The sequence below is a fragment of the Brevibacterium sp. p3-SID960 genome (assembly GCF_025144725.1).
Lineage (GTDB): Bacteria > Actinomycetota > Actinomycetes > Actinomycetales > Brevibacteriaceae > Brevibacterium.
Map to the genome: position 1 here is coordinate 1 of NZ_JALXKS010000017.1, position 20,690 is coordinate 20,690.

A 20,690-nucleotide genomic window follows, 5' to 3' on the forward strand; every position below is an offset into this window, starting at 1 on the left:
TCACTTTGACCTAAGAGCCCTGACCACGGCGGTCAGGGCTCTTCGGCATTCACGGCTCTCTTCTGCCGTGGCATCAGCCGGGCGCGTCTAGCTGCACCCGGTTCATCCGATCACCTCATGCTTATACGCTTAGGGCATGGATCGAATCACGTTTCTCACCGGCGCCGGGATCTCGACGGGAGCTGGCATCCCGGACTTCCGCGGGCCGGAAGGGATATGGACCAAGGATCCGGAAGCCGAACTCACCTCGACGCTGTCGCACTATGTCGGCAGCGCCTCCATTCGCCAGAAGGCATGGCAGTATCGTTCGCAGTCGCGCTTTTGGGAAGCCGCACCGACGAGGGCCCACACGGCGATCGCTGAGTTCGAGAAGCGCACCGGCAGGGTGCGCGGCATCATCACCCAGAACGTCGACGGTCTGCACCAGTTGGCCGGCAGTTCTCCAGAGCTCGTACATGAGGTTCATGGCAATGTGCGCACCTGGCGCTGCGAGGACTGTCAGGCAACCGGACCGATGCAGGAGATGATCAACCGGGTGCGTTCCGGAGAGATCGAACCGCGCTGCCCCGGCTGCGGCGGCATTATCCGCGCCACGACGATCCTGTTCGGCGAAATGCTCGACGGAGACGTCCTCGATGCGGCCATCGACGCGGCAGAGGGCTGTGAGGTCATCATCGCCGTCGGCACCAGCCTCAACGTCACTCCAGTCGCATCGCTGTTCCCGCTGGCCATCGAAAACGGCGCTGTCGGCTACATCGTCAATGCCGAGCCGACGCCCTTCGACGCCTGGGCCGATGACGTCCTCGACGGAGACATCGAAGACGTGCTGCCGCCCCTGCTGGCCAAGCTCGGCTGAACTCCAGCCTCACTCCACCGGCTCGGAAGGTGCGGTTGGAAGCTGCAAGAACTCAGCGACCGCCTCGGCGCCGGTCACGGTGACCTCCTCGGCTGGGCGGACCAGTCGATCCGGGGTCAGCAGCATCCTGTGCTCGCGGCCGACATGGGAGCCGCTGGCCGAGACATCGATGAGCGAGCCGTTGTCGACGTAGCCGACCTTCTCCGAGACCCGCCGACTCGAATCGTTGCCGCTGAAGTACGACGTGACGAGCTCCCGGGCACCGAAGTGATCGAAGCACGCGACGGCGATCGCCTGGCGCATCCGGGTGCCGATGTCATGGCCCTGATGGTTCCTGCTCAGCCAGGATCCGGTGCCCACGGTGCGTCGCTTGGCGAAGGCACGAGCGCCAGCACTCTGCACGCCGACAGCTTCTCCGCCGACGCGCACCGCGAGCTCAAGCGTCCACTCTTCGGGGTTGATCGCACCGCGGGTGCGCCAGTGATAGGTCGCGAGATTCCGGGCGACCTCCTCTGCAGTGCCCTGATCCCAATCGACGATGAACGCCCCCGGATGTGCTGTCACACCACCGGCGGCAAGGGCCGCCAGTTCGGGCAGGTCGGAGTCCCGCACGGGGGAGAGGGTTATGTTCCCGCACGAGATCGTCAGAGCGTACGGCGGCCAGATCTCTTCAAGGGACATCGCATGGGTGTGCTGCATGAGGTGAAGCCTAGCAATGAGACAGACGCATCGGGCCCGCATCGTTTCGACGCGGGCCCGATGTCCTGCTTCAGCTATCAGCTGCGGCGGCGTGCGATCCACACAGCGGCGCCACCGGCTGCTGCCAGCAGGGCGCCGAGGACCGCCAGCGCGCCGATCTGGGCTCCGGTGCGCGGCAACCTGCCCTTGTCGTCATCACCGGGCTTGTCGCTCGGCTTCGGCGAGGGCTCGGCCGACGGGCTGTCGGTCGGCTGCTGGGTCGGGTCGTCGGTCGGCTCACCGGTCGGGTCAGCGGTGGGCTCATTGGTCGGGTCGTCGGTCGGCTCACCGGTCGGGTCAGCGGTGGGCTCATTGGTCGGGTCGTCGGTCGGCTCCTCAGTCGGATCGTCTCCGACGCGGCTGGAGTCGACGGCGTAGAACGTGGTCGAACCGGTCACCTCATTGCCGACGATGAGCATGCCGGCATTGCCGGCCTCACCGGCAGCTGCTGCACCGTCGGCCTGGAGATCAGCCGAAGGGACGAAGACGATGCTCTCCGGGCCGGAGTCTCCGGCCTCGGCGACATTGTCCTCAGGCTGGACGGCGAAGTTGCGGTTGTTGACGTAGGTGACGTACTCAGACTTCGCAGGATCGGTGATGTCGTAGACGAAGATCCCGCCGATGCGCTCCATGCCGATGAACGCATAGGTCTTCTCACCGATCTGGCCGACCTCGATCGCCTCAGGCTCAGGACCCTTGTCATCGGAGCGGTTGTCGAAGTTCGACTCGGAGTTGTTGGAGTTGAAGTTCTTCGGCAGCACCTCCGCCGTGATGCGCTCGAAATCATCAGCAGAGTCGAAAACCTGTTTGCCATCGGTGTCGAGGATCGAGAACGAGCGACCGCCGACGCCGTAGATCGTCTCGTAGCAGCTGCCGTCTTCCTTCAGCCCGTCGGCCTTGGTGATCGTCAGGCGGCCGAGGTTCTCCTCCTTCTGCAGGTCCTCGATCGTCATCGGCGAGCCATCCTCGTTCGTCATGCCTTCGACGACCGATTCGCAGATCGGAGCCAAGCCCTTCTTCTCACTGCCGAGATCCTTGACCCGGATCTCCTCGGAGTAGCCGTCCCAGTCGCGGGTGTCACCCTCATTGGCCGTCAGCAGGTAGTCGCGTCCGCCGATCTCGATCGAGCGGATCGTATCCGGCTGCAGGAACGACTGCACCGGCCAGTTCGCCCGGTTGATCCCCTGGTCCTTGTTCGAGACATCGAAAGGCACCTCGGCCACATCCTGGGTGCCCAGCGGCATGAGCTTCTCTGTTGTCGCCGAGGCGAGGTCGACCACTGCGATCGCATTGGCCTCCTGCAGGGTGACGTACGCCTTGCCGTCGATGGCGGTGCTGTACTCGGGCTCGAGGTTCTCCGACACCGGGTACTCCGGGGTGCCGGTGCCGGCGTCCTCACGACCGCCGAAGACCCGCACACCTTCCGGCAGGGCATCGCCTTCGAAGGCCCGGAAGTCTGCAGTCTTGACATCCTCCTGGCTGGGAGCCTGGACCGCCTCGGGAAGGGAGACGACGCTGACGGTGCCCTCCGGGTCGACAGAGTAGTCCTCTGCGGGCTCGCCTTCATTGGCGACGACTGCGTGCTTGCCCTCGTCATCGAAGACGACCGAATCCGGCAGCGCACCTGCGCGCACCGCACCCAGCGGCTTCGGCTCATCGCCTGAGAGGTCGAAGAACCCAACCCAGCCGTCGTCGGTCTTCGTCGGCGCCTCGAGAGCAACAGCAGCCAGACCGTCGGCACGCACTGCCACCGAGTTCGCCACCGCTCCGGCTGGCACCGAGGCCCCGTCAGCTGAGCTCATGCCCGCTGTCGTCAGCTCGGTCACTGCGGTCGGCTTCTCCGGGTTGGAGGAGTCGAGGACCTGCACGGTGCCGGCTTCGGCGTTGACGACGAGCGTCTGCTGCTTGGCAGCGTAGTGGGCGACGATCTCCGCGGCACCGGCGTCGAAGATGTCAGCGCGGTGCGATCCGAGCACCGAGAGCTCCACCTCGGCGCCGGGGGCCGAATGAGAGGTGAAGTAGTCGGGGTTGGCGGCCGTGGCCGGCATGAGGCCGACGGGAGCCAGGGCGGTGAGGCTGACGACGCTGAGCGCGGTCAGCCCGGAGATGAAGCGAGGCATGCAGATTCTCCAGTTGAGAGCAGATGGGCAGATACCGACATTAGAAGCCCAGCTGGGCCCTGAATTGAGAAGAAGGTGACGCGGGTATGAATTCTCTCCCCACCGCGCCGGGGCGATAGACTGGGCGGGCATCTCACCGACAGTCACATAGGGAGCACAGTGTCGAAGTCTGACGACGAACCACAGGACCGCCCGCGCCGCGACGACGGCGGGCATCAGCGTCCCCGCGGCGGCGGCAAGCACCATCAGAAGCCCCGCTCGCAGCGTGGTGATCGTGGCTTCGGCGACCGCGGCCGAGGGGGCAAGGACTTCCGGCGCGGGGATCGGCGTAATGATCGCCGTCGCGATGACCGCAGGCACGGCGACCGCCGCGGTGGTGAGGGGTTCCGCCGCGACGACCGTGCGCGAGGTGGCCAGGATTTCCGGCGTGACGACCGGCGCCGAGATGATCGCCGACGTGACGACCGACGCGGTGGCAAGGACTTCCGCCGCGATGGCCGCAAGCGTGACGACCGGGAGCGCGGAGGTACCCGCCGCGAACGTCGGCACGAACCGGCCATCCCTGAGGGCATCACCGGCAAGGAGCTGCACTCTGAGGCACGTCGCCAGCTGCGCCCGCTGGAGAAGACCAACGCCGAGGTCGTCGCCAAGCATCTCGTCGCTGCCGGCCAGCTCGTCGACGTCGCACCTGAGCTCGCCTATGAACACACGCAGGCAGCCCTCGGCCGGGCTGCCCGGATCGGTGCCGTTCGCGAGGCCGTCGGTATCGTGGCCTACCAGCTGGAGAACTACGGTGAGGCACTGCGTGAGCTGCGCACGCACCGCCGGATCACCGGCTCGAATGACAACGCCGCACTCATGGCCGACTGCGAACGCGGCCGCGGAAACCCCGCCAAGGCCATCGCAGTAGCCGAGGAGTTCGAGGCAGCCGATCTCGACCCGTCAGTGCGCATCGAGCTGCTCATCGTTAAGGCCGGTGCCCACAGCGACCTCGGTGACAATGAGAAGGCCAAGACCCTGCTCAGCAGTGCCGGCTTCACCGGCCACCCGGCTGGCGCGACCGTGAGGCTGCTGTCGGCGTACGCTGATCTGCTGCGCGTCGACGGTGAGACCGAACTGGCTGACAAGTACGAGCAGCTGGCCCGCCGGACGGCGAAGATGAAGAACGTCATGTACGGCGATGAGGAGCCAGACCCCAACGCCGACGTCGAGATCATGACGATCGACGAGCTGCCCGATGAGGAAACCGGCGGCGAGAGCACCAGCGACAGCACAGACGAAACCGCACTGGGACCCGCAGCCACAGACACAGAGGCAGCAGACGACTCGGCTGACGAGGCCGCCGATACGCCGGAACTGGAAGAGCCCGCCGCTGAAGACACAGGTGAGACACCTGCAGAGCCGGCCGCCGCCGCGGACGCGGGCTCCGCTTTCGAGAAGGCAGACCAGACCGAGCAGCCGGCAGACGAGACCGAGAAGGCCACCGTGCAGACCGAGGCGCCTGCGCCGATGTCGTTCGAAGACGAGATCGAGGCTGAACTCGAGGAGATCCTCGTCGAGGCTGGCATCGAACCCGACGCCGGCACACAGGCACCCTCTGAGGAGGAGCCACCGCAGGAGGAGACCCTCTTCTGAGGCCGTGAGCACCAGTCGTCTGCAACACCAGGAGGCACGCGAATGAACCCAGGCGCACCCACGACCACCGGTGAACCGCTGCTGGCAGCAGCCGCCCACCTCGGCGACGTCGATGGCGTCCTGTTCGATCTCGACGGGGTCATCTATGCCGGCCCCGAGGTGGTGCCCGGGGCACACGAGGCGCTCACCCGGCTAGCCGAGGCGGGGATCCCCTACGGGTTCGTGACGAACAACGGCTCGCGCAGCGCAGCCGACATCGCCGCCCAGATCCGCTCCTACGGTCTGCCGGCCGAGGCAGAGCAGGTGACGACCTCTGCACAGGTCGCCGCCCGCGCGCTGGCCGCCGAATTCCCCGCCGCAGCACCGGTCCTGGCGATCGGCTCACCGGCACTGGCCGAGTGCCTGCGCGAGAACGGACTCCACGCGATCGCAGCTGATTCGGCCCAGACCCCCGTGGCTGTCGTGCAAGGCTTCCACCGCGAACTCAACTGGTACGACCTCGCTGCCGCCTGCGAGGCGATCCGCGCCGGTGCCGCCTACTGGGCGACCAACCGCGACATCAGCATGCCCACCGACCGCGGCCCGATGCCGGGCAACGGCTCCTTCGTGCGCATCGTCGAGACCATCACCGAGGTCACCCCGACCGTGACCGGCAAACCCTCAGCCCTCATGATCTCCGCAGCCGCCGCCGCGATCGGGGTGCGTCGGCCGCTCATGATCGGCGACCGGCTCGACACCGACATCGCAGGCGGCAAGGCAGCCGGCTGCCCGACAGCCCTCGTGCTCACCGGCATTCACCAGGTCGACGACGTCGAAGCAGCCGATGCCGGCTGTCGGCCCGACCTCATCCTCTCCCGCCTGCCGGAGCTCTTCAGCCCGGCCACCGACACCCAGGAGAACCCATGAGCGAGTCCATCGCCTCGGGCCCGGCCGCCAGCCCCGCCGCGGCCGCCGGCGCCCTGGAGACCGCCAGCTGGAAGGAGGCTGACGAGGCCATCGACCAGGCTGATGACGCCACCGCCCTCGACCAGGCCGGGCGCCTGCTCGAGGAGATGGAACGCGGCCTGTCCTCCCTATGATCCAGCCGCTGCAGCGCATCGACGCAGCACTTGTCACCCGCGGACTGGCCGTCAGCCGCAACCGCGCAGCCCGGCAGATCGCCGCCGGCCACGTGCTCATCAACGGCCAGCCGGCGCAGAAGTCCTCCCAGAAGGTCAGCGCTGTCGACGTCATCGAAGTCTCCGGCGAGGATCCCTGGGTCGCCCGCAGCGCCCACAAGCTGCTCGGTGCGCTGCGTGACTTCGGCCTGGAGGATCTGCCTGATGGTGCCATGTGCCTCGATGCCGGTGCCTCGACCGGCGGGTTCACCCAGGTGCTGCTCGCTGCCGGTGCGGCACACGTCTACGCTGTCGACGTCGGCCACGACCAGCTGGCCGCACAGCTGCGCACTGATGCCCGTGTGTCGAATATGGAAGGCACCAACCTCAGGCAGCTGACCCGCGACCAGCTGCCCGGCCGGCCGGACGGCTCCCCGGGTGTCGACCTCATCGTCGCCGATGTATCCTTCATCTCCCTGACCCTGCTCATCGAACCGCTGCTGGCCCTCACCCGGCCCGGCGGAACCCTGCTGCTCATGGTCAAACCCCAGTTCGAACGCGGTCGCCACGCTGTGAACAAACACGGCGTCGTCACCGACCCAGCCGAACGCCAGGCCGCCATCGCCACCGTCGCCGACGCCGCCACAGACGCCGGAGCCCGCGTCCACGGGTGGGTCGAAACCCAACTGCCCGGCCCCAGCGGCAACCGCGAGTTCTTCATCCACATCACCCAAGCAGATTCCCAGGCTTGTACAGTTGACTGAGATCAGCGCGCCAGCCGGCAGCCGTCCAAGTTCCGGCACGTGCGGAGACAGTCGAGACGACGAGGAAGGGGAGATACGTGGATCGCAGCATCGTCGTCGTGCTTCACCCGCAGCGAGCCGACTCGCGCGAAGCAGCCTTACGTGCGTGCCAGACGCTGCACTCCGATGGCATCCAGCCGGTCATGCTCGCCTCCGACTACGAGATGCTCCTCAGCCACATCGACAGCCTCGACACCCCCGTGCAGGTCTGCGACGACGACGCCATCGACACCCTCAAACGCGACTGCGAACTCGTCATGGTCCTAGGCGGCGACGGCACGATCCTGCGGGCGGCCGAGAAGTTCCGCCACCTCAGCGTCCCGCTGCTCGGTGTCAACCTCGGCCATGTCGGATTCCTGGCCGAAAGCGAACGCGAGAACCTCGACGTCGCCGTCCACCGGGCCGTCAGCCGCGACTACGACGTCGACGAGCGCATGGCCCTCGACATCCGCGTCATCGCCGAGGGCCGGGTCATCCACCGCACCTGGGCGCTGAATGAGGTGACGATCGAAAAGAGCGGAGACACCCGCATGATCGACGTGATCCTAGGCGTCGACTCCCGGCCGGTGTCCTCCTTCGGCTGTGACGGCGTCATCCTCGCCACCCCCACCGGCTCAACCGCCTACGCCTTCTCCGCCGGCGGGCCGATCGTGTGGCCGGACGTCGAAGCGCTGCTCATGCTGCCGATCTCCGCCCACGCCCTATTCACCGAACCGCTCGTCGTCAGCCCCGACTCCCGCCTCGGCGTCGAATTCCGGCCCTCCCAGCCAGGCATGCACGCCGGCCTGTGGTGCGACGGCCGCCACGAGATCGAACTGCCCGCCGGTGCCCGCATCGAAGCCCGCCGCTCGAAGACCCCGGTGGCCCTGGCGCGCCTGTCGACCCGCCGGTTCGCCGACCGGCTGGTCGCGAAGTTCCAGCTGCCGGTCACCGGATGGCGCGGGCCCAGCAACACCGCTGACACGAACGCCGTGCCGGTCGTCAGCGCCGAGGAGCAGCAGCGAGGAGATCGATGATCTCGAGTCTGCGCATCGAGAACCTCGGCGTCATCTCGGCAGCCGACATCGACCTCGGCGCCGGCCTGACCGTCGTGACCGGTGAGACCGGTGCCGGAAAGACGATGTTCGTCACCGCCCTCGACATGCTCACCGGCGCCCGCGCCGAACCCCGCGTCGTGCGGGCAGGGGCCGACAAAGCGATCGTCGAAGGCATCTTCGACTTAAGCGACCAGTCAGCTGAGGCACGAGACCAGCTCACCGCCCGCATCGACGAAGCCGGGGGAGAAGCCGACGAGGAGGCCATCCTCACCCGCAGCATCCCCGCCGAGGGACGCGCCCGCGCGACAGCCGGCGGCCGCACCGTCCCGCTGGCCGTGCTCAAGGACGTCGGCGACGCCCTTGTGTCGATGCATGGCCAGTCTGAGCAGATCACCCTGCGCTCGGCGGCCAAACAGCGCGCCCTGCTCGACCGCTACGGCGGCACCGCGATCGCCGATGCGCTCACCAGCTACCAGCAGGCCTACCACCGCTGGCAGGAGCTTGAAGCCGAGGCTGCCCGGCTGCGTGAGACCGCCTCCGAACGCGCCGCCCGCATCGCCTATCTGACCGAGAGCCTCGAGACCATCGACGCGGTCCGCCCGGTCGAAGGCGAGGACGAGGAGCTCAAGGCGCTCGCCGCCCGCCTCGGCGCCGCCGAGGACCTCAAACAGGCCGTCGGCACCGCCCATGACGCACTGGCCGGCAGTGACTGGCAGGAGACCCACAACGCCCTCGACGCCGTCGAGCAGGCGATCGCCGAAGTCACCCGCGCCGCGCGCTCCGACGCCAGCCTGGAGACCCACGTCGAGGCGCTGACCGATGTGCGCATCCGGCTGACCGACACCGCCACCGAACTGTCGGCCTACGTCGCCTCCTTCACCGACCTCGAAGGCCAGTCCCTGGAGGACACCGAGGCCCGCCGGGCGGCCCTCGGCTCGCTGTCGGCCTTCGGCGCTGATGTCACCGAGGTGCTCGCCTTCGAAACGCAGGCCGGGGCTGAGCTGCTGGAGCTGCAGAACGCCGAGAGCTCCTCAGCCGGGATGGACGATGCGGTGGCAGCCGCCGCCGAGGCGGTCGCAGAGACCGGACAGCGGCTGCGTCAGCTGCGCGAACAGGCGGCTGCGGAGTTCGCCGCCGCCGTCTCCGCTGAGCTGTCAGCACTGTCGATGCCGCGGGCGAGGATCGTCTTCGACATCGCTGAGGCCGCCCCGCACAGCCTCGGCACCGATGCGGTGGCGATGCTCTTCAGTGCCCACGACGCCGCCGCCCCCGGGGAGATCGGCAAGCTCGCCTCCGGCGGTGAGCTCTCCCGCGTGATGCTCGCCATCGAAGTCGTCAAAGCCGCCAAGGACACCTTCCCCACCTTCGTGTTCGACGAGGTCGACGCCGGCGTCGGCGGCAAAGCCGCCATCGAGATCGGCCGCCGGCTCGCCCGTCTGGCCGCCCACTCCCAGGTCATCGTCGTCACCCACCTCGCCCAGGTCGCCGCGTGGGCCGACACCCACATCACCGTCGTCAAGGACGATCAGACCGGCGGCGCCGTCTCCGGCGTCACCGCCCTCGACCGTGCCGGACGCGAAGAGGAGCTGGCCAGGATGCTCGGTGGGATGGCCGATTCCGGATCAGCTCGCGCCCACGCCGTCGAACTCATGGACACCGCAGCCGAGGCGAAGGCGCAGTTCTGATATGCCGCATGCGACAATGGCGGCACCATGAAGATCCGCAAGAGCCGCGAGACCATCGAGACCGATCTGACGATCGGACCAGCTGTGACGCGCGTCGACCGCCGCACGAAGGATCTCACCAAACGACTCCAGCCCGGTGAGATCGCCGTCATCTGCCACTCGGACATCGACCGCGTCTCCGCTGAGGCTCTCGTCGAATGCCGCCCGGCGGCCGTCGTCAACACTGTCAAGTCGATCTCGGGACGCTACCCCAACCTCGGGCCCGGGATCATCGTCGACGCCGGCATCCCGCTCATCGACGAGGCCGGCGAAGAGCTCATGGACTCCATCACCGAAGGTGAGGAGCTGCATCTGAGAGACGGCGTCCTCGAACGCAACGGCACGCCCCTGGGCGACGGACGCGTGCACACCCGGCTGAGCATCGAAGAGCAGATGAAAGACGCCGAGTCCGGGATGAACAAGGTGCTCGTCGACTTCGTCGAGAACACCATCGAGTACATCCGCAAAGACTCAGATCTGCTCTCGGAGGACTTCGTCGTCCCTCACGTGCGCACGAGCTTCGCCGGTCGGCACGCGCTCATCGTCGTGCGCGGCTACCACTACAAAGAAGACCTCGCGATGCTGGGGACCTACATCCGCGAGTATCGGCCGATCCTCATCGGCGTCGACGGGGGCGCCGATGCGATCCTCGAAGCCGGCCACTCACCGGACATGATCGTCGGCGACATGGACTCCGTCTCCGATGCCGCCCTGAGCTCCGGTGCCGAACTCGTCGTCCACGCCTACCGCGACGGCCGCGCACCCGGTGTCGAGCGTCTGCACGGCCTCGGTCTCGAATGCGTCATCTTCCCCGCCTCGGGCACCAGTGAGGACATCGCGATGCTGCTCGCCGATGACAAGGGCTCCCCGCTCATCGTCGCCGTCGGCACCCACGACACGCTCATCGAGTTCCTCGACAAGGGCCGCCGCGGCATGGCCTCGACGTTCCTCACCCGGCTGCGCGTCGGCTCGAAGCTGCTCGACGCCAAGGGCGTGTCCCTGCTGTACCGGCAGCGGATCTCAAACTGGCAGCTGTCGATCCTCGCCCTGGCCGGACTGTTCGCACTGTTTGTCGCGATGTCGGCCACTCCGGCCGGACAGACGCTGCTCGGGCTCATCGGCGCCCAGTTCGACGGGCTCATCCAGTGGATCGAGAACCTGTTCTCACCGACTCCCACTCCTGAAGCGCTGGCTGTGCCGCCGCCCGAATCCCATCTGCCCGCCACCCACCTGCTCGACGAAGGGCCTCCTCTGACGTGATCGACTTCCGCTACCACCTCGTGTCCCTCATCTCGGTGTTCGTCGCCTTGGCAATCGGCATCGTGCTCGGCGCAGGACCGCTGAAGGAGCCGATCGGCGAATCCCTGCAGAGCCAGGTCGACTCACTGCGCTCCGACCGCGACGAACTGCGCACCGAGCTCGACCAGTCGAAGGCCGACGTCAGCGACCTCAACGAATTCATCGCCGCCACCGCCCCGGACCTTCTCAAGGACCGGCTGGCCGAGGTGCCGGTGACCCTCGTGCGCGCCGCCGACACGAACGCCGACGCCGTCAACGCAGTGCGCGACCGCCTGTCCGAGGCCGACGCCACCGTCAACGACGGCGGCGAGCTCTCCGCCGACGCCTTCGACCCGAAGGGCGCTGAGGACCTGCTCGACACCCTGCGCTCGATCGACCCGAACCTGCCCGATGACGATGCGAGCGCGCTCACCACGGCGCTGGCGGCAGCCGTCTCCGCCGGCGGTGCCGCCGAGGAAGCCGCCACCGCGGCCCCGGCCGGCGATGCGACCGAGGTCACCGCCGCCCCCGGGGACGGTGAGGGCACCCGGTATGACCAGAAGCAGTCCGAAGACGTGCTCCAGGCTTTCGGCGCCGCCGGCCGGCTCAACGGCGGCAGCTATGCCACCGCCGAGGTCATCGTCCTCATCGCCCCGCCGGTTCCCGAGGCACAGCCAGGCCAGGGCGATGCCGGAGCCACCGACGCGCCGCGCCCGGAAGCCAACGCCTACTCAGCCTTCGCCGCCGACCTCGATAGAGCCACTCCGACCGTGGTCGCCAGCACGACCGCCGGCGCTGAGAGCGGCCTGGTCGGCTACGTGCGCGAGAACGACACTGGCGTCTCCAGTGTCGACAGCATCGAGCTCGGTGCTGGACCGGTCATCACCGCACTCACCGTCGCCGCCCTGCACGACGACACGTCCGAAGGCCACTACGGCTTCGCCGCCAACGCCGACGCCCTCATGCCAGGAGCTGAGAAATGATCCGCACGCTCGTCACCGCCTCCGTCGCCGCCGTCGCAGGCTACGCCGCCACCCGCGGCGTCAGCGCCGCCCGCAGCCGGTTCGGCTTCAACAATCGCCTCGACCGCACCAACCACGCCGGAGAGACCGTCTCGCTCATCGAAGGTCCGGCCGCTGCCGCCGGCGCCACCACCGTCGCGATCTTCGCCGACCCGCTGCCGCATCGTCTGGCCGCCACCCTGGCCACCACCGCGGCCGGCGTGCTCGGCGCCGTCGACGACTTCGCCGAATCCGGCAGCGAGAAGGGACTGCGCGGACACCTGAGCGCCCTGACCCGCGGCGAGGTCACCACCGGCGGCCTCAAAGTCCTCGGCATCTCCGCCTCCTCGGTCGTCGCCGCGCTCATCGGCCGGGACGCCGACGAGCTGTTCGGCTCCCAGCTCGCAGGCAGCCTCGCCGATGCGGTGCTGGCAGGCGGCGTCATCGCCGGCACCGCCAACCTCATCAACCTCCTCGACCTGCGCCCGGCCCGGGCGCTCAAGGCCAGCGCCCTGCTCGCCGGCATCGGCCTGCTCAGCGGCCGCGGGTCCGCCCTCGTGCTCAGCGGCGGCAGCCTCGGCGTCATCGCTGCAGCCTTCGCCGATGACGCAGCCGGGCTCACGATGCTCGGCGACACCGGCGCCAATGCCCTCGGCAGCCTGCTCGGCACCGCAGCCGCACTCGATGCCTCCCGCACCGAACTCGCCCTCAGCCTCGCCCTGCTGGCCGGCCTGACCCTGGCCAGCGAGAAGGTCTCCTTCACCGAGGTCATCGAAAGCACCCCGGGACTGCGCGAGCTCGACGCCTGGGCACGAGTGCGCTGATGCCCCGCTGGCTGCGGGCCACGGCCGGGGCGGCACTGGCCGTCTCCGTCATCACCCTGCTGACTCGGATCATCGGGTTCGTCCGCTGGCTCGTCTTCTCACCGACCGTCGGCGCCGGCGTCGTCGGCACCGCCTACCAGGCCGCGAACCAGGTCCCGAACATCCTCTACGAGGTCGTTGCCGGAGGCGCGCTGGCCGGAGCGGTTGTGCCGCTGCTGGCCGCCCCGATTGCCCGGGCCGACCGCGCACAGGTCAACCGGATCGCCTCAGCCCTGCTGACCTGGTCATTGGCGCTGACCCTGCCATTGGCCGTCCTCGTGGCCGTCTTTCACCAGCCGCTGGCCGCAGCCCTCATCTCCGGCGGTGCTGATGCCAGCCCGGCCGCGGCCCACTACGCCGGGCAGTTCCTCCTCATCTTCGCCGCCCAGCTGCCGCTCTACGCAGTCGGGGCGGTGCTCACCGGCGTGCTGCAGGCCCACCGGAAGTTCCTATGGCCGGCGTTCATGCCGCTGTTCTCCAGCCTCGTCGTCATCGGCACCTACCTTGCCTACGGCGCCGTGCCCACTGACCCGAACCACGCTGCCGCCGGGCCCCTGGCCCTGCTCGCCTGGGGCACCACGGCCGGAGTCGTCGCCCTGGCCCTGCCGCTGTGGCTGCCGACCGCTGCGGCCGGGGTGCGGCTGCGGCCGACCTTCACCTTCCCCGACGGCGTGGCCCGCCGCGCCGTGCGCCTGGGCGCCGCCGGCATGACCGCACTCATCGCCCAGCAGATCGCGATCCTCTCGGTCCTCACCGTCTCCAACCGCACCGGCGGCACCGGCGTGTTCGTGCTGTTCAACTACATCCAGGCCGTGTACATGCTCCCGTACGCAGTGCTCGCCGTGCCGATCGCCACCGTCGTGTTCCCGCGCCTGTCCCGGCAGGTCGCCGAGGCCGGCGCCGAGGTGCCGCGCACCGTGGCGACGACAACCTCCGCGATCCTCATCGCCGGCGGCCTGGGAGCCGCGATCCTCGTGGCCGCAGCCGTGCCGCTGCAGCAGTTCTTCACCGCCTTCGACGCCGCCTCCGGTTCCGAGGCGGTGCCCTTCGCTGCGATGTCGACCGCCATCCTCGTGATGGCACTCGCCGTGCCCGGCTGGTGCATGATCGCCTGGGCGATGCGCATGTACGCCGCCCTCGAATCCGCCCGCTATGCCGCCATCGGCACCACCACCGGATGGATATCCGTCATCGCCACCGTGCTCAGCGGAGCCGCCGTCATCACCACCACCGACCCCAGCCACCGCGCTGCGGCCACCCTCATCCTCGTCTGCCTCGGACATGCCATCGGCATGACGGTCGCTGCCGTGCTCCACCTGTCCTTCCTGCGCCGGGCCGTCGGGCCCGAGGCGCTGCAGGGGATGACGCGCAACCTGTCGCTCACCGTGCTCACCTCCCTTGCCGCAGCGGTCGCCGGCTACGGCAGCGCCCAGCTCATGCTCGCCCTGGCAGGAAGCTGGCCGCCGGCAGGCGGAGCAGTCGTCTCCGGTCTCATCGCAGGGGTTGTCGCGGTCGCCGTCATGGCCGGACTCACCTTCGCGCTCAACCGCCGGCTCATCACCTCGATGCGCCAGCTGGCCAGCCGCTGATCCGACCGGCCAGCAGAGCCCTGCGGATTCGCTAGACTGGCTGAAGCGGTGCCGAGAGGCGCCGGTGAGCGATCGACTGAGAGGACATCGTCCATGCGCAGCCTGCGGATTCTGTTGGTCTTAGCCACCTCCACCGGGGGAGTGGGAACCCACGTCGCCTCCCTGGCCCGGGAGTTCGCGCAGGCAGGCCACACCGTCGGCGTCATCGGGCCATCGGCCACCAATGAGCAGTTCGGCTTCGACGCCCTCGGCCAGGTGGTCTTCGCACCCCTCGAACTCGGCACCAGCCTCAGCGTCAAAGACACCGCCTCGATCAACCGGCTGCGCAAGCTCATCGCCACCTTCGACGCCGACATCGTCCACGCCCACGGCTTCCGCGCCGGCTTCACCACACTCATGGCCACCAACCGGCTCTCGAAGCGCAATCGCCCCCACACCGTCGTCTCCTGGCACAACCAGGCGATGGGCAGCGGCATCCGGGAACTGGCCGAGAAGGCCGTGCAGATGTACGTCGCCCGCGGTGCCGACCTGACGATCGGAGCCAGCTCCGACCTCGTCGTCCGAGCCCGCGATCACGGTGCCCGCAACGCTGTCTTCGCCCCAGCCGCAGCACCTGACCCGCAGTTCGCCGAAGACGTCAACAACCGGTTGCTGCGCTCCAGACTGCTGCGTGAACTGGCCCTGCCGCGCGAGACCGTCCTCATGCTCGCCGTCGGCCGGATCGCCCCGCAGAAGAACTACGGTCTGCTCTTCGACGCACTGGCCCGGCTCGATGACGACCGGGTGCACCTGCTCATCGCCGGGGCCGCCGATGAGGACGAGCTGCGGGTGCTGCGCAAGCGCGTGATCGCCGAGCAGCTGCCGGTGCACTTCCTCGGTCAGCGCGATGATGTCACCACGCTGAACCAGGCCGCTGACATCTTCGTCCTCTCCAGCCTGTGGGAGGCCCGCGCACTCGTGCTGCAGGAGGCGATGATGGCCGGCAAGGCGATCATCGCCACCGCCACCGGCGGCACCCCCGAACTGCTCGGCGATGCAGGCCTGCTCGTCACCCCCGGGGACGCCGAGGCGATGGCCGAGGGCATCAGGATGCTCGCTGCAGAAGAGCAGATGCGCGCCGAGCTCGGCCGCCGCGCAGCCCACAAGGCACTCGACCTGCCGCGCGAACCCGAAGTCGCCCGCACGGTCCTCCGCCATTACACCTCTCTGCTCGATGCCGGCGGCCGTTGAAACATCGCTAGGCTAGAGACAGACGCAACCCACCCGCGACCAGCAGAAAGAGCGACAGCCATGAGCGAACTCGCCAGCCAGACGCCCCTCGGACCGGATCCCAGCACCCGGATCATGCACGTTCTCGACACTGCCGATTCCGTCGTCGTCGAGATGGCCCGCGAGACCATCGCCCGCCACCTGCAAGCCGGCTACCCGACTGCCGTCGCCGCCCGCCGATCCGTGTTCGACACGCTCGGCCTCGACACCGCTGACCCGCTGCTCGTCCACATCGAGATCGGCGCGGTGCGCGGCATCCGCGTCTCCGACGCCTCGCACGCCTTCACGCTGCACAAGTACTACCGGCACGTCGATCTCGTCCACGCCCACGGTCTGCACGCCGGTGCGCTGGCCGGTCTCGCCCTGACCGGCCTGCCGCAGCGGATGCACCCGGCGATCATCACCACCGTCGAGCGCTTCGACGAGTCCAGCACCGTCGACACGCTGCTGGCCCGCACCGTTGCCCGCACCTCGACAGCCGTGCTCGGCACCACCGACCCGGTCTGCGAGTACTTCGCCGACCTCGAGGTCCCGGTCACCGAACGCGCCCCGCTGCTGCGCCCCGACCTCGACCCGCGGGGCGACCTGCAGACGGCGATCACCCGCGACCGCAGACGCGTGCGCCGCGACCTCGACGTGCCTGCCGGCTACTGGCTCATCGCCAGCCCGATCGAGATGCGCGACGGCACAGACCTGACCACCGTGCTCGACGCCGCGATCAGGCTGCCGAGCCACCGTGCCGACCGCCGCTGGGTCGTCGCCTTCACCGGCGGGGGAGCAGCCCGCGACCAGGTCAGCCGCGAGATCGCCAACCGCTTCGACCACATCCGCGTGGCCAGCGAATACTCCGCCGCCGAAGTGGCCGCTGCCGCCGATCTCGTCGTCGCAGCCGACCGGATGACCGGGCTGAGCACCGAAGGGCTCATGCAGATGCGCAGGCCCGTCATCCACATCGGCCGGGAGCGCGGCGCCCGCATCTGGGGTGATAGCGTCACCCACGTCGCCGCCGACGACACACCCGGACTGCTGGCCGCCATCGCCGACTACGTCGACAACCCCGCCGCCCGTGCCACCGCAGCAGTGGCAGCCAAGGACCGGGTCGCCGCCTCCACCAGCGTCGACACCGCCGGGCTGATCCTGCTCGACATCTACGACACGGTGCTCGGCATGCACGCCGGCACCCGCCCGATCGAGCGCCGCTGACGTCTGTCGCCTCCCTGACGGGACGCGATCCCGTCCTCCCTGATAGGATTCAATTCCGTGGTGAATCGATTGCGAACAAGCGGACAGAACACAACCCGGCACATCTTCGTCACCGGGGGTGTGGCATCCTCCCTCGGCAAGGGACTGACAGCATCATCGCTGGGACATCTGCTCGCGCAGCGCGGGCTCACAGTCGCGATGCAGAAGCTCGACCCCTACCTCAACGTCGACCCGGGCACGATGAACCCCTTCCAGCACGGTGAGGTGTTCGTCACCAACGACGGTGCAGAGACCGACCTCGACATCGGCCACTACGAGCGCTTCCTCGGCACCGACCTCGACGCCAGCGCCAACGTCACCACCGGCCAGATCTACTCCTCGGTCATCGCCAAGGAGCGCCGCGGTGCCTACCTCGGTGACACCGTCCAGGTGATCCCGCACATCACCGATGAGATCAAGCTGCGGATGCGCTCCCAGGCTGAGCGCACCGACGGTGAGGCCCCTGACGTCATCATCACCGAGGTCGGCGGCACCGTCGGCGACATCGAATCGCAGCCGTTCCTCGAAGCCGCCCGCCAGGTTCGCCACGACGTCGGCCGCGAGAACTGCTTCTTCATCCACGTCTCCCTTGTGCCCTACCTCGGGCCGTCGGGAGAGCTCAAGACCAAACCGACCCAGCATTCGGTGGCAGCGCTGCGCTCGATCGGCATCCAGCCCGATGCGATCGTGCTGCGCTCCGACCGCGAACTGCCGGATTCGATCCGCGCGAAGATCGGCTCGGCCTGCGACGTCGACTTCGAAGCCGTGGTCTCCTGCGTTGATGCCCGCTCCATCTACGACATTCCGAAGGTCCTGCACGACGGCGGCCTCGACGTCTACATCATCCGCCGCCTCAACATGCCCTTCCGCGACGTCGACTGGGACCAGTGGGACTGGGTGCTCGAACGTGTCCACAACCCCCGTCACGAAGTCGAGATCGGCCTCGTCGGCAAGTACATCGACCTGCCTGACGCTTACCTGTCGGTGACCGAGGCGCTGCGCCACGGCGGATTCGCCGAAGACGCGAAGGTCAACATCCACTGGATCGCCTCCGATTCCTGCGAAACCCCCGAAGGCGCTGCCGAGCACCTCGCCGGTCTCGACGCGATCTGTGTTCCCGGCGGCTTCGGCATCCGCGGTATCGAAGGCAAGCTCGGCGCCCTGCGCTACGCCCGCGAGAACGGCATCCCGACGCTCGGCCTGTGCCTGGGCATGCAGTGCATGGTCGTCGAATACGCACGCAACGTCGCCGGGATCGACGAGGCGTCCTCGACGGAGTTCGATCCCGACACCTCGGCCCCAGTCATCGCCACGATGGCCGAGCAGCTCGACATCGTCGACGGCGAAGGGGACCTCGGCGGCACCATGCGGCTGGGCCTGTACAGCGCCGACCTGCTGCCCGGCAGCATCGTCGCCGGCGTCTACGGTGCCGACGAGGTCTCCGAGCGCCACCGGCACCGCTACGAGGTCAACAACGCCTACCGCGAGCAGCTCACCGACGCCGGACTCGTGATCTCGGGCACTTCGCCGAACCAGCAGCTCGTCGAGTTCGTCGAACTGCCCGCCGACGTCCACCCGTACTACGTCGCCACGCAGGCCCACCCGGAGCTGCGGTCCCGGCCGACTGAGGCCCACCCGCTGTTCTCCGGCCTCGTGCGCGCAGCACTCGACCGGCGCAGCATCTGATGCACGCACGACACACCAGCTCGGCGGCCGAAGCGCTGACCGCCGGGCAGCACCCGGCAGGCGAGCTGCGCGACGAGTTCGCACCCGCCGAGGTGACCGCGAGCGAAACCGCCTTCCGCGGCTACGTATGGGATGTGCGGCGCGAGACCTTCTCCGTACCCGAATCCGAGGAGCCGCTGACCCGCGACTTCGTCCAGCACACCGGGGCCGTCGCGATCGCTGCGATCGATGCCCGGGACCGGATCCTGCTCATCCAGCAGTACCGGCACCCGGTGCTGTGCCGGGACTGGGAGATTCCAGCTGGCCTGCTCGACGTGCCCGGCGAGGAACCGCTGCACGCCGCGCAGCGCGAACTCGGTGAGGAAGCAGACCTGCACGCAGGACAGTGGCGCCTGCTCGCCGATCAGCTCTCAACCCCCGGAGGTGTCAGCGAGACGCTGCGGATCTTCACCGCCCGCGACCTCTGCGCCGTCCCGGAAGCCGAACGCCACCTGCGCGACGGGGAGGAGAACGGCATCGTGCCCGTCTGGATCCCGCTGACCGAAGCTGTCGAGGCGGTGCTGGCCGGACGCATCACCAACGGCACCGCAGCTCTGGCGATCCTCCACGCCGAACATGCCCGCACCCGCGGCTGGGAGAACATGCGTCCAGCCGACGAACCGTGGCCGGCCAGAGACGTGCAGCTGCGCGCTCGCGGCCCCCGCGCCCGAACCGGGCCCGTCGCCGACGGACCCTGATGGCTCGCCACGCAGCCGAACTGCTGCCCGAGGCGCCGGCCAGGCTCGGCGACCCGGTCCGCGACTACCTCGCTCACCTGCAGCTCGAACGCGGCCTGTCGCACAACACGCTCGACGCCTACGCCCGCGACCTCGCCCGGCTGCTCACCTGGCTCGACGACCAGCAGATCCGCGACCTCACCGCCGTCACCGGCGCTGATCTGGAGACCTTCCTCGTATACATCGCCGACACCGGCCTGTCGGTGCGCTCCCGCGCCCGGCTGACCGTGGCGATCCGGCGGCTCTTCGGCTTCCTCCATGCCGAAGGTCGAGTCCCCGACGACCCGGCCGCTGAGATCTCCCCGCCCCGGGACGTCGACTCGCTGCCGCATGCGCTGACCATCGCCGAGGTCGAACGGCTGCTCGCCGCCTGCGCCGGAGACGAACCGGTCCAGCTGCGGGCACGGGCCCTGCTGGAGTTCCTCTATGCCACCGGCGCGCGCATCAGCGAGGCGATCGGTGTCGACATCGACGACATCGACCTCGAATCCCGAATCGTGCGCCTGTACGGCAAGGGCAGCAAGGAGCGCCTCGTGCCGCTGGGCTCACACGCCTCCGAGGCGCTCGAAGCCTGGCTTGTGCGCGCCCGGCCGGACATGACCGCCCGCGTCGGCACCGGCCAGCAGCCCGGCCGCCAGGGCGCCGGCGCCGTGTTCGTCAACCAGCGCGGCGGCAGGCTCAGCCGCCAATCCGCGTGGCAGACCATCAAGACCGCCGCCCAGCATGCCGGCCTCGACGACGACATCAGCCCGCACTCACTGCGCCACTCATTCGCCACCCACCTGCTCGAAGGCGGCGCCGACATCCGGGTCGTGCAGGAGCTGCTCGGTCACGCCGCCGTGACGACCACCCAGATCTACACGCGGGTGACGAGCCAGACCCTGCGCGAGGTCTACGCCACCACCCACCCGCGGGCCCACTGAACCGGCGCGCAGCCCAGCCTGCGGCGGCAGGCGCGGTGGAGCGGCGAAACTGC

General features: G+C 68.7%; 18 protein-coding genes. 16 read left to right on the forward strand and 2 right to left on the reverse strand.

Annotated features, from left to right (window positions below; genetic code table 11):
• The first annotated feature begins 136 nt into the window (after positions 1 to 136).
• On the forward strand, positions 137 to 856 hold the full coding sequence (locus M3B11_RS06760) for a Sir2 family NAD-dependent protein deacetylase (protein ID WP_259875982.1): 720 nt from the start codon (positions 137 to 139) through the stop codon (positions 854 to 856).
• A gap of 9 nt (positions 857 to 865) precedes the next feature.
• Here M3B11_RS06760 and M3B11_RS06765 read toward each other — a convergent pair whose 3' ends face one another.
• Both M3B11_RS06765 and M3B11_RS06775 read right to left on the reverse strand, forming a co-directional pair.
• Complete coding sequence (locus M3B11_RS06765) at positions 866 to 1,555, reverse strand: GNAT family N-acetyltransferase (RefSeq protein ID WP_259875983.1); 690 nt, start codon at positions 1,553 to 1,555, stop codon at positions 866 to 868.
• A gap of 77 nt (positions 1,556 to 1,632) precedes the next feature.
• A complete protein-coding gene (locus M3B11_RS06775; protein ID WP_311197723.1) occupies positions 1,633 to 3,714 on the reverse strand; it encodes a choice-of-anchor I family protein in 2,082 nt (693 codons plus the stop codon).
• Between the two features lie 159 nt (positions 3,715 to 3,873).
• Here M3B11_RS06775 and M3B11_RS06780 point away from each other — a divergent pair, with 159 nt between their 5' ends.
• From M3B11_RS06780 to xerD, 15 genes are all read left to right on the forward strand, one after another.
• Complete coding sequence (locus tag M3B11_RS06780) at positions 3,874 to 5,349, forward strand: hypothetical protein (RefSeq protein WP_259875984.1); 1,476 nt, start codon at positions 3,874 to 3,876, stop codon at positions 5,347 to 5,349.
• A gap of 42 nt (positions 5,350 to 5,391) precedes the next feature.
• Positions 5,392 to 6,255 (forward strand): HAD-IIA family hydrolase, encoded by an 864-nt coding sequence (locus M3B11_RS06785; protein WP_259875985.1) that lies wholly within the window; start codon positions 5,392 to 5,394, stop codon positions 6,253 to 6,255.
• Positions 6,252 to 6,428 (forward strand): hypothetical protein, encoded by a 177-nt coding sequence (locus M3B11_RS06790; RefSeq protein WP_259875986.1) that lies wholly within the window; start codon positions 6,252 to 6,254, stop codon positions 6,426 to 6,428. The genes M3B11_RS06785 and M3B11_RS06790 overlap by 4 nt, the downstream gene beginning before the upstream one ends.
• Entirely contained in the window at positions 6,425 to 7,210 is a 786-nt protein-coding gene (locus tag M3B11_RS06795) for a TlyA family RNA methyltransferase (protein WP_259875987.1), read from the forward strand. Before M3B11_RS06790 ends, M3B11_RS06795 begins: the two co-directional genes overlap by 4 nt.
• A gap of 77 nt (positions 7,211 to 7,287) precedes the next feature.
• The gene (locus tag M3B11_RS06800) at positions 7,288 to 8,265 is read left to right on the forward strand and encodes an NAD kinase (RefSeq protein ID WP_259875988.1); all 978 of its coding nucleotides are present in this window, start codon (positions 7,288 to 7,290) and stop codon (positions 8,263 to 8,265) included.
• On the forward strand, positions 8,262 to 9,971 hold the full coding sequence (gene recN, locus M3B11_RS06805) for a DNA repair protein RecN (protein ID WP_259875989.1): 1,710 nt from the start codon (positions 8,262 to 8,264) through the stop codon (positions 9,969 to 9,971). The genes M3B11_RS06800 and recN overlap by 4 nt, the downstream gene beginning before the upstream one ends.
• A gap of 27 nt (positions 9,972 to 9,998) precedes the next feature.
• Positions 9,999 to 11,270: a putative cytokinetic ring protein SteA gene (steA, locus tag M3B11_RS06810; RefSeq protein ID WP_259875990.1), complete on the forward strand. Its 1,272-nt coding sequence runs from the start codon at positions 9,999 to 10,001 to the stop codon at positions 11,268 to 11,270.
• A complete protein-coding gene (locus M3B11_RS06815; protein ID WP_259875991.1) occupies positions 11,267 to 12,271 on the forward strand; it encodes a copper transporter in 1,005 nt (334 codons plus the stop codon). The genes steA and M3B11_RS06815 overlap by 4 nt, the downstream gene beginning before the upstream one ends.
• Entirely contained in the window at positions 12,268 to 13,113 is an 846-nt protein-coding gene (locus M3B11_RS06820; RefSeq protein ID WP_259875992.1) for a hypothetical protein, read from the forward strand. The genes M3B11_RS06815 and M3B11_RS06820 overlap by 4 nt, the downstream gene beginning before the upstream one ends.
• Positions 13,113 to 14,741 (forward strand): murein biosynthesis integral membrane protein MurJ, encoded by a 1,629-nt coding sequence (murJ, locus tag M3B11_RS06825; protein WP_259875994.1) that lies wholly within the window; start codon positions 13,113 to 13,115, stop codon positions 14,739 to 14,741. Before M3B11_RS06820 ends, murJ begins: the two co-directional genes overlap by 1 nt.
• A gap of 93 nt (positions 14,742 to 14,834) precedes the next feature.
• Positions 14,835 to 15,971, forward strand: a complete 1,137-nt coding sequence (locus M3B11_RS06830) for a glycosyltransferase family 4 protein (RefSeq protein ID WP_259875995.1) — start codon at positions 14,835 to 14,837, stop codon at positions 15,969 to 15,971.
• 60 nt (positions 15,972 to 16,031) lie between these two features.
• Positions 16,032 to 17,213 carry a group 1 glycosyl transferase gene (locus M3B11_RS06835; RefSeq protein ID WP_259875997.1) on the forward strand — a complete coding sequence of 394 codons (1,182 nt, stop codon included), beginning with the start codon at positions 16,032 to 16,034 and terminating at the stop codon, positions 17,211 to 17,213.
• 39 nt (positions 17,214 to 17,252) lie between these two features.
• Positions 17,253 to 18,938: a CTP synthase gene (locus M3B11_RS06840; RefSeq protein ID WP_396121546.1), complete on the forward strand. Its 1,686-nt coding sequence runs from the start codon at positions 17,253 to 17,255 to the stop codon at positions 18,936 to 18,938.
• Positions 18,938 to 19,675 (forward strand): NUDIX hydrolase, encoded by a 738-nt coding sequence (locus M3B11_RS06845; protein WP_259875999.1) that lies wholly within the window; start codon positions 18,938 to 18,940, stop codon positions 19,673 to 19,675. Before M3B11_RS06840 ends, M3B11_RS06845 begins: the two co-directional genes overlap by 1 nt.
• On the forward strand, positions 19,675 to 20,637 hold the full coding sequence (gene xerD / locus M3B11_RS06850; RefSeq protein WP_259876000.1) for a site-specific tyrosine recombinase XerD: 963 nt from the start codon (positions 19,675 to 19,677) through the stop codon (positions 20,635 to 20,637). Before M3B11_RS06845 ends, xerD begins: the two co-directional genes overlap by 1 nt.
• The last annotated feature ends 53 nt before the right edge of the window (positions 20,638 to 20,690 follow it).

Coding starts and splice junctions, on each gene's coding strand:
- murJ (WP_259875994.1), top strand. CDS start 13,113: ATGCCCCGCTGGCTGCGGGCCACGGCCGGGGCGGCACTGGCCGTCTCC.
- M3B11_RS06835 (WP_259875997.1), top strand. CDS start 16,032: ATGAGCGAACTCGCCAGCCAGACGCCCCTCGGACCGGATCCCAGCACC.
- M3B11_RS06775 (WP_311197723.1), bottom strand. CDS start 3,714: ATGCCTCGCTTCATCTCCGGGCTGACCGCGCTCAGCGTCGTCAGCCTC.
- M3B11_RS06820 (WP_259875992.1), top strand. CDS start 12,268: ATGATCCGCACGCTCGTCACCGCCTCCGTCGCCGCCGTCGCAGGCTAC.
- M3B11_RS06795 (WP_259875987.1), top strand. CDS start 6,425: ATGATCCAGCCGCTGCAGCGCATCGACGCAGCACTTGTCACCCGCGGA.
- M3B11_RS06785 (WP_259875985.1), top strand. CDS start 5,392: ATGAACCCAGGCGCACCCACGACCACCGGTGAACCGCTGCTGGCAGCA.
- M3B11_RS06845 (WP_259875999.1), top strand. CDS start 18,938: ATGCACGCACGACACACCAGCTCGGCGGCCGAAGCGCTGACCGCCGGG.
- M3B11_RS06765 (WP_259875983.1), bottom strand. CDS start 1,555: ATGCAGCACACCCATGCGATGTCCCTTGAAGAGATCTGGCCGCCGTAC.
- M3B11_RS06790 (WP_259875986.1), top strand. CDS start 6,252: ATGAGCGAGTCCATCGCCTCGGGCCCGGCCGCCAGCCCCGCCGCGGCC.
- recN (WP_259875989.1), top strand. CDS start 8,262: ATGATCTCGAGTCTGCGCATCGAGAACCTCGGCGTCATCTCGGCAGCC.
- M3B11_RS06760 (WP_259875982.1), top strand. CDS start 137: ATGGATCGAATCACGTTTCTCACCGGCGCCGGGATCTCGACGGGAGCT.
- steA (WP_259875990.1), top strand. CDS start 9,999: ATGAAGATCCGCAAGAGCCGCGAGACCATCGAGACCGATCTGACGATC.
- xerD (WP_259876000.1), top strand. CDS start 19,675: ATGGCTCGCCACGCAGCCGAACTGCTGCCCGAGGCGCCGGCCAGGCTC.
- M3B11_RS06830 (WP_259875995.1), top strand. CDS start 14,835: ATGCGCAGCCTGCGGATTCTGTTGGTCTTAGCCACCTCCACCGGGGGA.